At 38.2% G+C, this 14414-nt stretch carries 12 protein-coding genes; 6 read left to right on the top strand and 6 right to left on the bottom strand.

The window, feature by feature from the left end; all coding sequences use genetic code 11:
• Positions 1-19 precede the first annotated feature (19 nt).
• Positions 20-505 carry a Spy/CpxP family protein refolding chaperone gene (locus tag A3Q33_RS09905; RefSeq protein WP_196798080.1) on the top strand — a complete coding sequence of 162 codons (486 nt, stop codon included), beginning with the start codon at positions 20-22 and terminating at the stop codon, positions 503-505.
• Between the two features lie 3 nt (positions 506-508).
• On the opposite strand, the gene A3Q33_RS09910 is transcribed toward A3Q33_RS09905, so the two are convergent.
• From A3Q33_RS09910 to rsgA, 5 genes are all read right to left on the bottom strand, one after another.
• Positions 509-2374, bottom strand: coding sequence for a M56 family metallopeptidase (locus A3Q33_RS09910; protein ID WP_196798081.1), 1866 nt, complete (start codon positions 2372-2374; stop codon positions 509-511).
• A 123-nt stretch (positions 2375-2497) separates the two neighbouring features.
• Positions 2498-2884 (bottom strand): BlaI/MecI/CopY family transcriptional regulator, encoded by a 387-nt coding sequence (locus A3Q33_RS09915; RefSeq protein WP_081179790.1) that lies wholly within the window; start codon positions 2882-2884, stop codon positions 2498-2500.
• A 224-nt stretch (positions 2885-3108) separates the two neighbouring features.
• Positions 3109-3852, bottom strand: coding sequence for a glycerophosphodiester phosphodiesterase (locus A3Q33_RS09920; RefSeq protein ID WP_081179791.1), 744 nt, complete (start codon positions 3850-3852; stop codon positions 3109-3111).
• Between the two features lie 44 nt (positions 3853-3896).
• Entirely contained in the window at positions 3897-4778 is an 882-nt protein-coding gene (gene asd / locus A3Q33_RS09925) for an archaetidylserine decarboxylase (protein WP_231295826.1), read from the bottom strand.
• 29 nt (positions 4779-4807) lie between these two features.
• Positions 4808-5845 carry a small ribosomal subunit biogenesis GTPase RsgA gene (gene rsgA, locus A3Q33_RS09930; protein WP_081179792.1) on the bottom strand — a complete coding sequence of 346 codons (1038 nt, stop codon included), beginning with the start codon at positions 5843-5845 and terminating at the stop codon, positions 4808-4810.
• Positions 5846-6058: 213 nt separating this feature from the next.
• On the opposite strand from rsgA, the gene orn reads away from it, so the two are divergent.
• The 5 genes from orn to A3Q33_RS09955 all read left to right on the top strand — a co-directional run bounded on the left by orn (position 6059) and on the right by A3Q33_RS09955 (position 13177).
• Positions 6059-6604, top strand: a complete 546-nt coding sequence (gene orn, locus A3Q33_RS09935) for an oligoribonuclease (protein ID WP_081179793.1) — start codon at positions 6059-6061, stop codon at positions 6602-6604.
• A gap of 252 nt (positions 6605-6856) precedes the next feature.
• Positions 6857-7345, top strand: coding sequence for a DUF4442 domain-containing protein (locus A3Q33_RS09940; protein WP_081179794.1), 489 nt, complete (start codon positions 6857-6859; stop codon positions 7343-7345).
• Positions 7346-7675: 330 nt separating this feature from the next.
• Positions 7676-11302 carry a hypothetical protein gene (locus A3Q33_RS09945; RefSeq protein WP_081179795.1) on the top strand — a complete coding sequence of 1209 codons (3627 nt, stop codon included), beginning with the start codon at positions 7676-7678 and terminating at the stop codon, positions 11300-11302.
• Complete coding sequence (locus A3Q33_RS09950; protein ID WP_081179796.1) at positions 11299-11505, top strand: DUF1289 domain-containing protein; 207 nt, start codon at positions 11299-11301, stop codon at positions 11503-11505. The genes A3Q33_RS09945 and A3Q33_RS09950 overlap by 4 nt, the downstream gene beginning before the upstream one ends.
• Positions 11506-11527: 22 nt before the next feature.
• Positions 11528-13177 (top strand): response regulator, encoded by a 1650-nt coding sequence (locus A3Q33_RS09955; protein WP_081179797.1) that lies wholly within the window; start codon positions 11528-11530, stop codon positions 13175-13177.
• Between the two features lie 32 nt (positions 13178-13209).
• Here the strand turns inward: A3Q33_RS09955 and queG are convergent, their stop codons facing one another.
• Positions 13210-14355 (bottom strand): tRNA epoxyqueuosine(34) reductase QueG, encoded by a 1146-nt coding sequence (gene queG / locus A3Q33_RS09960; protein ID WP_081179798.1) that lies wholly within the window; start codon positions 14353-14355, stop codon positions 13210-13212.
• Positions 14356-14414 lie beyond the last annotated feature (59 nt).

Genomic DNA, 14414 nt, shown 5'->3' on the forward strand with positions numbered 1-14414 from the left:
ATTAATTGAGGAACTAATTATGCAAATACAAAAACTGTATTCAAAAATAAAACCATACGCAGCTATGAGTGTGCTTGTGCTTGGTATCAGTAGCCTTAGTGTTAATGCTATGGGCCACAAAAATGACAACCATAATCCTGAGAAGAGTCAACAGCAGGGCGAAGGTCATAACAAACAACATGCAATGATGAAAAAGCATTTGCATCGTTTAGCTAAAAAGCTCGATCTAACGTCAGAACAACGCAGCGAATTAAAGGTGATTTTTGCTGGAATAAAAGAAGACAGGATAGCGCAAAAGCCGGATCTTACTGGCTTTAATGAGCAAGTAAAATCTTTGTTACAAGTCAGTAAATTTGATGAGAATAAGTTTGAAGCTATCTATGCAGAATTTCAACCGACTTTTCAAAAAATGGCGATGGACAAGGCGAAGATTCGCCATGCAATTATGCAAGTCTTAACACCAGAGCAACAGCAGAAATATTTAACTATGGGTAAACATCGTTAAGATTTAATTTAAAAGACTAAACGAGAATATTTTAGACATTTTGCTTTCTACCGCTCGGCCATTTTCTTTGGCGGGTAGAAAGCGCCACTTTTCCATCGCTTGGCGAATGTTATTTCGAAAGTAGCTGACTTTATTTTTAGTTTCAAACTGTATGTCTTTCACCCGACCTTTACTGTCTATATTAAACTCCACCATTATCTCTAATTCGATACCTTTTCTTTTTGCTGACGTAGGATACTTAGGTTCAGTTGAGTCTACTAATTGCGCTGCTACAGTTTTGGTCTGCAAAGCTTTATGTTCAACGCTATTATTGCTGAGCTTACCTTGACTAAAACGTGTATTTCTTAATTGGGCGTGATTGTCAGCTTGCTCTTGGTAACTAAAGCCATATTGTGTTCTGTTTAAGGCCGTTATTGCGTTTTCTCTGGGGATCACAGGCTCATTTAATAGCGTGCTAATTTGCTGGGAATATGAGTTTTCTTTTGTTGAAGTCAGCTTCGAGTCAGTGCGTTCAAATGCTAATTCAGAATTAGATTTCGTTTTTGCTATTTGGGCTTGCGGATTAACCGGTGTCATCTTTGTTAATGCTGGATGGTATTGAGCCGTATTGTTTGTATCAACTGCATTCATGTGAACAATAGGTAAGTCGTTATAATAATCGCTATTTAGTGGATTACTCTTTACATTTAGCGACGTTATCGGAGCTTTTCCCGCGATGCTAGGTGTTACTTTTTGCATTTTTAATGAGGCCGATACTTTATTAAGCGCCGCCGGTTCGCTAGGTGCTGACTTATCAATCGCTAATAAACGCTTAGCAAGTGAATTGCCAGTCGTTTGTTGAAAAGTTAGGGGAAGATGCGATATGGGGCTTTTAGTCAGCGTTGCTGCAGAGTTATGTAATGAAATGCTACCTGACTGTAAATCAATAATGGGTAAATTTAATGAGTATTTTGAAAATAAAAATACAATGGTCAATAAGATGGTGAATGAAGCAAGCCACTTACCTGAATCGGTTGTTTTTGTGCAATGTTGTTGCTTACCTAGTAAACGAACAACCCGTTGTTTTAAGTCACCACCCGAAGCGGCCATAGCCATGTTTGGTATCGTGTGGTGGCGATGCTTTTCACATAACGATGCAGTATCTGCCAACGTATGTGCATAGGCAAGTGAACTACCGCAGTGTTGCACGGCAATATCATCGCTACAATACTCTCTCTCGTTTCGCATTTGTTTTGAAACCCAACTCACCGCGGGATGAAAAAACAATAATATTTCCACAAGAGTTTGAAAGAAGTTGACCAAATAATCGTGACGTCGAATGTGCGCTAACTCGTGCAATAACAACATATCTAATTGTTGTGGGGTTAAGCCCGACAACATGCTAAATGGAATAAGTACTACGGGCTTTAGCCAACCTATTGCCATTGGCACATCGGTTTTGCTTGAAAGCAGTAGGGCGACGTTTCTCGTTAAGCCGACTTTAGCGATCAGGACATCGAACCGCTTTTGCAGGGTAATATCGACAGCCGTGCAGCCCTGAAGGGGTAATTTATTAACATTATACAGTTCAATTATTAATTTAAGTGCTAGCACAATAACAATTGCAAGCCACACCATTGCCAGTGCAGGTAAATATTCTAGCCATTCCATATACCAAACGTTCGCGGATATTTGTTCCAGATAAAAATTTTGGTCAAGTAAGGGCAAAGCATGCACAAAATTAGTCGCTTGACGATAATCAATATCGTAAACAATAAAAAAAGTGATGATAGGTAAAATAAGGTTAGCGAGCATCGCTATTGAGCTTAAAGCGTAGCGTAATTGGGATTTTTGATAGGATATGAGCGACAGTAAAGCTTTTAATACCACTGCAATTAGAACTCCTTGCCATATAAAATGGATAAGAGTAATGGCTAACGCAGCTAATAATGGACTGTGTATTAAGCTTTCCTGAAACATGCCTATTTAAGTTACCTTTTGAGTATTAGTTATTTATGATTGTTGTTCTAATTCATTGAGTAACTGTCTAATATCTTCAATTTCTTCTTTACTGGTGGAGTTATCTAACGCACGCATGACTAATTTAGATGTTGAACCGCCAAAGGCTTTTAAGACTAAGTCTTTTAATAAAGACGATTGCGTAACCATTTCACTATTTGCGGGGGCATAAACATGTGCTCGGTTGCTTTCATCGCGAATAACGAGGGTTTTTTCATGCATTATTTGTAGTATTTTAAGTACAGTAGTATAGCCTGTTGTTTGCGTTTGGCTAACTGTTTCATGGATTTGTCGAACCGTTGCAGGTCCCATTCTCCAAAGAATATTAAGCAAGGTTAGTTCCGCCTCTGTAGGCTTAATATTTGATTTATCTCGTAACATTGAGATTCCTTAAGGCAAATTTATCTAGAATTATTATACCAAGCGGATTATTTATTTTTCACTCAATGAGAATTAATCAATTTGGTATTGTATACGAAAATAGTCGTATCTTATTTCTCTATCCTAGCTTGAGACGAATAAATGAGCAATAGCAATTGCCCAATAGTTCCATTTAATTGTTAATAAAATAGTCAAAAGTGTTTATATTCAGTGACTCGGCAGTGTTAAGTCAGCGCCAATATTGTTTGACGTGAGCGCAATGGGAAGTTTGTAAATATACCGTCTACTTGAAAATCAAGGCATTGCTTGATTTGATCTGGATGATCGACAGTATAGACCCAGACTTTTAAACCTCTGCGATGAGCGTCATTAATGATTTCTGGATTCACACACTCAATTGAAAGGTTTACCATACTAACCTTTAATTGTTGGCAAAACTCAGCGTAATTAATCGGGCAACAAGCGATTAATGCGGCGGTGGTAATTTCAGGCAAATAATTTGCCACATAAGCAAGTGCGTGATGATTAAATGAAGAAATAACAAGTTGTTGAAACGTTATTAATTTACGTGCTTGAGCATGTTGAATTACTGCTTCGAGCTTTCGCATTTCGTTGGCTAGCTGAGCACCTTGTGTTGCAGACTTTAGCTCAATATTGATCTGGCATTGGATATTAATACATTCTAAAGCTTGCTTTAAGGTACAGATATTGTACTTGGCGTTAGGTGAGGTGTGAATAAGTTCATCGAGTGGTAATTGATTAAAATGGACCTTTTCTTTGCCATTATCGCCGTTACTGTCTTTAATTTTAAGGTAGCTGTCGTGTAGGAGAATAAATTCTGAGCTGGGTTGATGAAATTGCACATCAAACTCAATAGCGTCACAACCCTGTATTAAGGCTTGTTCAAAGGCTAGCAGTGAATTTTCAGCAAACTCACCACTAGCACCTCTATGTGCAATGACTTTCATTTTATAAATCTCCAGCACTGAGATTGAAAGTCATAGGGTATAAATTACGCACTTTCATCTGCTTTAACTAAATCTGCATAATGTTCACCAAGGCGAGTAACGGTTTCTGGCCCTGCTGCTTGGTTAAATTTAACCATATTTGGCGCGAAAGTTGTAACCACCGTAGAGCCTAATTTAAATCGGCCCATTTCAGCGCCTTTTTCTAGCGTTATCGCACTGGCGCCTTCGCTAGGATATTGCCAACGAAATACATCTTTACCCGCCGGTGGTGTGATAGTACCGCCCCATACAGTTTCGATGCTGGCGACTATTGTTGCACCTACCAATACCATTGCCATTGCACCATGTGCGGTATCGAAAATAGCCACGACTCGCTCGTTTCTGGCAAATAGGTTAGGAACATTATTTGCCGTTAACGGGTTGACTGAAAATAAATCGCCGGGTACATAAATCATTTCACGTAATGTACCGGTTATAGGCATATGAATGCGGTGATAATCTTTTGGCGCAAGATAAATACATGAAAATTCACCGTCTTGAAAAGGCGCTGCCGTTGCTTTATCGCCACCAAGTAAAGTTTCTAAGCTGTAATTAAAGCCTTTTGCTTGAATAAGTTGTCCTTGCTCAATAGGGCCTTGTTGACTTATTGCGCCATCAACAGGATAACAAACGGTATTTGGATCATCGAGAATAGTACGTGCGCCGTCTTCAAGTTCACGGGTGAAAAAGTCATTAAAGGTTTTAAAATCAGTGGCATTTTTTAGTTTAGCTTCTGCCATATTAATATCATACGCTTTAATAAATTTACTGATGGCCTTAGTGGTTAGCCAACCGGCTTCTGCGGCAGCAAATTTACCGACAAGTCTTGAGATGGCATGCTTTGGCATCATATATTGCAGAGCGATTTTTATTTTATTAACTAACACTATTATTCCTTAATTTTTATATTGTCTGTTTAATCATTAAAACGCGAGGTCAGGGTATTATCACCTAAACTGGCTAATATTTTTTGGAAACTGGCTAAGCGTTCAGGGAAAATTTTACCTTCGTCTTTAGCGGCAATTAACGCACATCCAGGATCGTTTTGGTGCTTGCAGTCACGAAATTTACAGGTGCCTAAATATTCGTCAAACTCGATAAAACCATTACTGACTTGCTCGGGCGATAAATGCCATAAGCCAAATTCTCTTATGCCTGGTGAGTCGATTAAATCGCCACCTTGTTCAAAATGATACAGTCGAGCAACAGTAGTCGTGTGTTGTCCTAACCCTGAGTTTTCTGAAACAATTTTCGTCACCACACCTAGTTCAGGCATTAAGGTGTTAGTGAGTGTTGACTTACCCACACCAGATTGACCAACAAAAACGCTAGTATGTTGGCTAAGCTGCAACTTTAACTCAGCAATGCCTTCGCCGGTTTCGTTACTCATATAAGTGACTTGATAGCCAATTTTACGGTAAATATTTAATTGATTTTCAATAGCTTCACGGTTGCTATCATCGAGTAAATCAACTTTGTTTAATAAAATCACCGGGGTAATACCGGTTTGTTCTGCTGCAACTAAATATCGGTCGATAATGTCAGCATTAAAGGCTGGTAATACCGATGAAACAATCAGAATTTGGCTTATATTGGCGGCAATATGCTTAACACCGTCATATACATCGGGACGGCTGAGAACAGAGTCTCGTTCGTGTACCGCTTCAATAACACCTGAGATACTGTGTTGAGTTTCTTTTCCTTTACGCCAAAGGACTTTATCGCCACAGACTAAAGAGGCAATACTGCGGCGTAAATTACAACGGAAAATTTCACCCTCGCTGCTTTCTACATCGGCATGTTGACCGAAACGGCTAATCACTGTACCTGTTTCAGTCGCCGCGAGTTCGTCATCTTGCCACTGCACTTTTTCAGTAGATTTACGTAACTTCTTACTTTGGTTAGCTTTGATCTGTCGCGCTTGACCTTTAGTCAGTTTTTTGGCTTTAGCCACAAGTTAGTCTCATTTTTATGTTATCTCAGTATTTGGGTATTAATCTGTTAAGGTTACCGACAAATAATTTTAATCATGCTACATTTTGACGTATTATATACCCAAGCATTGCATAAATGCATGTGTAATCGAGCCTTTTAAAGACACTACGCCAAGTAGATGATTTAATAAATGGGTCTGACTTGATGAAAAGTAGTTAACGTAGGGAAAACAATGAACGCGAATGATAGCAATTTAATTTGGTTAGATTTAGAGATGACAGGCCTTGAACCTAAGACTGATGTTATCTTAGAAATTGCGACAATAATTACCGATAGCCAACTTAATGTTTTAGCTGAAGGCCCCGTGTTTGCTATTCAACAAAGCGATGACGTGTTAAATAATATGAATGCGTGGTGTATTGAACATCACGGTAAATCAGGGTTGACACAAAGATGTCGCCAAAGTACCACGAGCTTAGCGCAGGCAAGTGCTAAAACGTTGGCATTTATAAAGCCTTATGTTACTAAAGGTAAGTCACCTATGTGTGGCAATAGCATTGGACAAGATCGACGTTTTATTAATAAGTACATGCCTGAATTTGAAGATTACTTTCATTATCGCAATTTGGATGTCAGTACCATAAAAGAGCTGGCGCGTCGTTGGAAGCCTGAAGTGTTAGACAAGGTGGTAAAAACCGGCGCCCATTTAGCGATGGATGATATTCGCGAGTCTATTGCGGAAATGAAAATTTATCAGCAACACTTTTTTAAGCTTTAAAAGCAAAGCTTAACCACATTATCGCTTATAAAAAGACGCCATCGCGTCTTTTTTCGTTTTAACTATTAAAAATGAGCAGTCAATTAATATACTTGGTATAAATCAGGAAAATTTCACTGGCATAAAATTAATGGCTTTATAAGTCCACTAACTTGTCCGTCACGTTCTAGCTAATCATAAAAAATACTTGCAGGTCTGACCAGTATGGTTAACAATAAATAGTCATTGTGCACACATTCATCAAGGATATTTATGGTTAATCGCTTCAGTCGGGTTGTTAATAATATTAAAAAATTACCGAAAGTCAGTCATTCGTTTTTCTTGACGAAATTATTCTGTGCTCAGGTTAAGTATGCCCGCACGTCAAAGGTCACTCTGATTGAAATAGAGCAGCAGCAAGTGAAATTGTTGATGGTCAATCGCAAAAGGGTGCAAAATCATATTGGTGGAGTGCATGCTATTGCCGCTGCACTAATAGCTGAATCTGCCACCGGTATTGTCTTTGGGCTGAATTTACCAGATAGCTGCCTGCCATTATTAAAGTCGATGACCATTAACTATCAGCGCAGAATGCAAGGTGACTTGACTGCAATTGCAACCATTTCAGATGAGCAAATAGCACTTTTAACGCAAGAAAAAGGCAATATGGAGATTGCGGTAACTATTACTGATGAGTCAGGTGAACAACCGATTGAGTGCCTGATGACATGGGCTTGGATCACCAAAAGAGCTAAAAGCTAGGATACCATCTACTTGGTTTATTTTAGCGATACACTTTGCTCTATGTCATACCAAGCTGATGAATAATTGAGCTAGGTATGACGCATAAAGTTAAACTAAAAATATTCAACTGCCATTTTTAGTTTAATTTGACTGATTAATCGCGTTTTTTTGTCATAAAAAAAGTGACTGTTTAATTAGTCAAATCGCTATTAGTCGTTGCTAATTAATGTTAAATCCATACACTGTCATACAGCAAAGCCGTTTCATAATTTTGTAAATTTCGCTGAACAGGTTTGCCTATTTAAACTGCCCATTATGTGTTTGACTTGTTAGGAAATTACCTCGTTCATGGATTCAATACAGCCACTATATCGTCAACTAACTAGCCGATTTTATTTATTAGCCTTAAGCTTCTTCTTACTTTTTTTTGTGGGGTTTTCATTATATTTTCAATATGTTCAAGATTTAGTTGGACTTAAATCTCAACAATTCCCTGCCATTGAACAACATAGTCAACGGCAATTACTTCTGAATAAAAATGATCGATTACTAAATAACATTATCACCAGTCAATCCCCCACAAGGTTTGATGAAGATTATCAATCCTTGAAAGAAAACTTGAAAAACATTACCAAACTAAGTCAATACAATAGGCTGTTATTAGAACAGCTAACCCATCGTTTGCAAATACAGGCAGAAAATATCTCGAGATTGAGTGAGAATAATCTGAGAAATCTTCAGCTTAAAGATAGTGTTATTATACAGCTGACTCTAGTCGCTGACAGTTTATCTAATTTAATCACTGATCAAACAAGGCAACAAAAAGTATTATATCGTCAAATTAATCAAGAAAAATCTACTGCCAGAATCGCGATTGTTAGGGCAAAGGAGCTCAGTAGTCTGGTTGATAGCTTATATATTAATCGTGAATTACAACAAGGAATAATTGATACTTTAGTGATGTTTAATCAGGTTGATTTGCAATATGATTTAGTAGAATTTGATTATATTCAGCAAAAAATTCAGAGTGTTATAAATTATTTTTTGGAAAATTCGAACGATACAACTAATAAAACTATCGATGAAAACGCATTGATTGAGCAAGTAACTGCCCTTAACAAACTATTGTTTAACGAGCAAAATACCTTTGCAAAATGGCGTGGCCAATTACGTATGGCAGCTGACTTTCAAGCTGTATTAATTAAACAGAGAGATGAGTTAAGCCCATTACTTGATAAACCACTTGTCTTGCAGCCGCTGAAATCTTCGAATGTTGAGCAGCAGTTATTAACATTGTTGGCAAAAGGTAATATTGATTTGCAGCCTAAACATTACGTCTGGTTTATAGGGTGTGTTTTTGTTCTGCTTGCTATAATTTTTATCAGCTTGATTTTTAGTCTGCGAAGAAAAGTTCAGCGCTTTGGTGTGCAAAGCACCGATGTCGTTGAAAAGTTTGTGGCTACGGGAGAAGTTTTAGTAAAAGTACCAGGGGTTGAAGTCACACAAATTATTAATTCTATCAAACAGCTGTCTAAACCTCTACACAGTGAGGCGGACTTTCAAGAGCAGCAAAAAAATCATCAAATGTATACTGCGCTTATGTCTCGACATACAGGCAAGGTTTTTTGGCAATTGCCTACGTTATCGAAAAAGCAGCAACAACAATTGCGTGCTTTATTAGGTATAAAATTCACTAGCAAACATTGGCGTAAGTGTTTTAGTAGAGTAGATGTACTTGCAATTTTGACTCTTGCGCGCCAAGCCAAAAAGAATAATAGTGTCGAAAGAATATCCTTAATCAGCAATCAAAAAAAAGCTATAGCCTTAACTATCGAATACATTGAGGGCGCATGGTGTGGTAGCTTATGCAATGCAGAAAAAAATCGTGCTCTTAAAGATGAAAAAATACAATTGCAGGAACAAATTCAACAGCAAAATCAGGCAGATAAGCTTGCTATTATCGCTAATAGTAAAGAAGCATTATCCCTAACCAATAATGTCCTGATTTTAAGGCAGATGCTGTCATTAACTCAGGGTGATGAACCGCTTGTCTATCAACTGTTGCAGAAACTTGTTCGTTTGAATGAACAGTATAAAACCCGAGCACAATTGCGTGTTGACCACTTTGTTTTAACTTTATCTACGGTGTCATTGGCCAATGAAATGCATACCGCATTGACCAATGTTAGTTTGACACAAGTGAAAAACAACAATCATGTCTATTTAAATATGGCAGATAACTTGGCTGCTACAGTTACGCTTGAAAGTGAATTATTTCAATCAATGATAACTACAATATGCCAAGAAATGTTAACTGATCAATATGGCGTTGAGCTTAATGTTAATCTGCAAGTTGTTGATGTAAATAGCGCTCAACAAACGGTAAAAATGAGCTTTGTAATTAATAAAGCATCACATGTTCAGACATCACAACGAGTGATTAATGCATTAGCGCTTAGTGACGAAATAAGTACTGATTTAGGTGCTACTACCTATCATTATTTGCAAGATTTAGAGCTAGTCTTCAATGTAAGCAATAAAATTAGTGAATCCTTGGATTTAGGAGGTAAATTTTCTTTTACTTTACCATTTGCCGTAGCCGGAGACTTGAGCCAACCAAGTAAAGACAAGGCAGTTAAACTGGCAAAGTGTTCGATTTTAGTGATTGCGACTGACAAACTAAGTCGAGAAAGAATTTGTCAACAGTTTAGTGATAGCAAAGCTTTAGTAGAAACGATGCAAGACTTATCGTTATTTCAACGACAAATTAGCATAAAGCACTTAACGAAAAATCGCTTAGATGTTGTTATTTTATCGCCCGAAGTGTATTACTCAGATTACGACTTAATCACCCAACATTTAGCTAGTTTACCGGCTAAAGTACAACCTAAAATAATGGTTATTCAACCATTTAATTGCGGAGCATTAAAAAGAACTGGTTTTTTTTCAGTTTCCAATCTGCCTTGGTATACCGATGAACTCATTACTAGAGTTGCTCAGATTTTAACTGAGACTAACAATATTAATTTATCTGTTGAACCGGAAATATTCTCACCGTATAGATTTTCCCCTTCGCTAGTGGAAGTGTTGCTTGGTGTATCAGAGCCCAATAAATATGGTGTTTTGATTAGGATATTGCATTGGCTAGGTTTACAGGTGACCTTGGCTTCTGGGCCAGCGCAGCTTGAGCGTCTATGGCTGTCGGGGCGATTTTCAGTCGTTATTTCCGAATTCCCGGCCTTTGATTTCAATACCATAGATTCATTGAACGCTGTACGTGGTGTTTTTGCTTTGCAAAAAAATAGTGATAATAAACAAGATTTTTTCGACGCACTTAATTTGCCAAAGCTTTGGTATGGAGATTATTTAGCGCCCGCATTAGATATTCAAAAGTTAACACAGCAGCTGTCTCCTTGGTTAAAGTCAGATATTAGCATGGGTGAGGGTGCTGATTTTGTAACCCCTAGACGACAACAGCGTCAGCAAGCGGATAAGATAAATACAACACAAAGTCCTTCATCTGTGAAAGCTGATGTTATTTCAGAACCAGTTTTGAGTATGGCTGAGATTGAGCAGCCTTTTGACTTCCCTCTAGATTTAGAGCCAGAAAGTGAACTTACAGGTGATGCTTTTGATTTAAGTAAATACGCACAAAACCAAGGCTCTGCTGAATTAGCCGCTTTTATGATAGATGAATACTTAGCTGATATTAGTGCCAATACCCAAGCGTTAAGCAAAGCTATTGATGAGCAAAATTATGATTTGGCAGAACAAATTTTACAATCGTTAATCAAACTGGCAAAAGTGATTGCTGCCACACCTTTATTAACGCAATGTGAGGAGCTTAGCCAAATGATAATAGCAAGTCGTACAGAGGGTGATTTATCCCCACAACAAAAAGAAGCATTGCAAGGTCAGCTAAATCAACTCAAACTATGTTTAGTACAGTTAACTGAATTTGCAGAAGCGATATGAGTGTAGAATACCACCAGCCAAAAGATAATATTGAAGATATTGCTAGCCCTTGTGTGCGTAATTGTTGTTTAAATGAGCAAGATGTTTGTTTAGGCTGTTTTCGAAATATTGATGAAATTATGGCATGGCGCCAACTTGATGTAGCTGCAAAGAAAGACGTGCTTAATAAGTGCCAACAACGTCTAAAACTGCACCTAAAATAACAGCCTGAGACCAAGGTATAAAATGGAAGAAGTTGAGAAAAATACATTAGCACAACTCGACCAACTCAATGTTTTAGTTATTGATGATAACTTGCTAGTGCACAGTATTCTAAAAGAAAGCTTATTTGCGCTTGGCATAAAGGAAGTGCGTTGTGTACAAAATGCCTACTATGGCATTAGGTTGTGCGATGAAATGTATTTTCATATTATTATTTGTGCATTTAATGTTAAAAGTGACAAAGATGGTTTCCATTTATTAGAAGAATTAAAGTTTAGAGGTCATGTAAAAAAAACCACGGTATTAATTTTCCTCAGTACAGAAACAAATGAATCATTAGTTAACTCTATTATTGAGTTACAACCCGATGACTTTTGGACAAAACCGCTAGCAATTAACAAAGTACGAACTCGTTTCATTGCGATATTAAAGATCAAACAAGTTCTGTTTAATATTAATAGTGCGATAGATAAAAAATCTTACGCCAAAGCACTCTACTATGCCGATCGTCACCTTAATAATGAAACGCTTGCACAATACCACCCTAATATTAACCGTATTAAAGGTGAGTCGTATCTGGCCTTGCGCGACTTTGCAGAAGCAGAAAAATTTTATAGCCAATTATTTAAACAATATAAGTATTCTTGGGTATATTTAGGTTATGCCAAAGCCTTATTAAAACAAGGTCGTTTAGATGAAATTAGCGACATGATAAAAACCTTGATTGATAAGCCAGACACGCGCTTTGGTGCGCACGATATGATGGCGCAGTATTTCATTGAACAAGAAGAATACGAACAGGCCTACGAAGAAATTAAAAAAGCCATGGCACTTGCGCCGAGAAATATTGAGCGTAATAAAAAGTCATGGGATTTAGCGCGCTTAACTCATGACCATAAAGGGCAATATGTAGCAACGCGAAACATCGCTCAACAAGCAAAAAACTCTATTCATGATTCTCCAGAACTTATACTAAATGTCATTAGATCAGGCATTGACCTAGCCTGCGCGACTCCAGATGAAAGCGCCAATGAGATATTGCAACAAACCGATCGTTATATCAGACAGTTTGAGCATGATCGGCACGATGCGAACCTTTTTAAGCAACAATTAATTGTTGTAAAAGCCAGATTACACAACGTACGCAATGAGCGAGATAAAGCGACAAAGTTGGTTGAAAATCATATGTCACTTCAGCCCAGTTCCGTGGTAGAAGATAATTTAGATCGCGTTAAAGTATTGCATGAGTTGGGTATGCGTGAGGACGCTATAGATTTGCTTGAAGCCATTAATAATCAGATTGCTGGTGATTCCTTGAATAGCCAAGTTGTTAGGCGTTACATAGCGCAAGAAAGCGAACAGCGTGAAGAAATACACTTTACCGCCAAAGAGCTGAACAGTATGGCCGTAGAGCATTTTCAGAAGAACCGCTTATTGCCGGCGCTCGATGCCATTAAACAGGCATTAAAGCTCAGTCCAAGTAATCTCAAACTGCTGTTTAGTCAATTAAAAATATTGATAAAAATTAAGCAGGAGGAGCAAGATATACCGGACCACATAGTCTTGGCAGAGGGAATTATCGCTATGCTTTCAAGCCAAAATCTTGAAGGTAAAAGCTTGGTGGCTTTTGATGATTTGTTGATTAAGTGGCAAAAAGTAACCAGTGAAGGTTAGCCCTAAATACTCGTGATTTATTCGTATGGATATTAAGCGTCCCGCGGCATGCCTTTTTCAACCGAGCGAATTAACCGTGCGGTTAAACGCAAATTTTGATCTTTAACAAGCGCTTGTTGTTTTAATTTTTGCTGGGCTAATGCCCATTCTATATGTTCGGCCACCATAGCCTCTGTATTTGGCAGTTTTTCCGTTAATGCGATGACATTGTCCTCAGAAAAATCAGCGTTACCTAAAGCAACGGCAATATTGCGCTGCCAGCTTTGAAAGCCAATACGGCGAATAGGCGAACCTTCTGTCTTATTTAAAAATATGGCTTCGTCCCAAGCAAATAATGTCAACAGTTCTATATTGTCTAAGTTCTGTCGAGGTTTAAAATCATCTTCACTGCCTAGTTTTGCGAATTTGTTCCAGGGGCAAATTAATTGGCAGTCATCACAACCATAAATTCTATTACCAATTAACGGCCGAAACTCTTCCGGGATCGCCTCGCGCAACTCTATTGTGAGATATGATATGCAGCGCCTTGCATCGACAACATAAGGTTCGACAATTGCTTGGGTTGGGCAAATTTTTATACAGGCCACACACGTACCGCAGTTATTTTCTGCTTTAGTGTCAGTTATTAAGGGAATATCAACCAGTAGTTCACCAAGAAAAAACCACGAACCGGCTTGCTTGTTAATCAGTAATGAATGCTTTCCGACCCAGCCTAAACCTGCTTTCTCGGCAAGGGGCCTTTCTAGAATTGGGGCGGAATCAACAAAAGGGCGGTAGTTCAGGTTTTCACAATGGGCTTTAACTTTTTCACCTAATTGCTTTAGGCGTTTACGCATTAATTTATGATAATCGCGGCCTAAAGCATAGCGACTGATATAGGCGTGATCCCGACTCTTTAAAATACGAGCAAACTTAGCATCGGTAGGTAAGTAATCCATGCGAACGCTGATCACATTAAGGGTGCCTTCCACTAATTCTTTTGCTCTAGCACGCATTAAGCCATGACGGGCCATATAATCCATATTGCCATGATAGTTATTTTCTAACCAACGGGTTAACGCGGCTTCGTGCTCAGATAAATCAACATCGCTAATACCTACTTGTGAAAAGCCAAGTTCTTGACCCCAAAGTTTGATTTGGTCGGTTAAATTTTGATAATTAATAACAGGTGTTGTCATAGCGGTAGAATATTAAAATGATAAAGGTGATATTGAAAGTGCGACAAGGTTAACACATC

Origin of the sequence: Colwellia sp. PAMC 21821 (assembly GCF_002077175.1) — a bacterium.
Taxonomy (GTDB): Bacteria; Pseudomonadota; Gammaproteobacteria; order Enterobacterales; family Alteromonadaceae; genus Cognaticolwellia.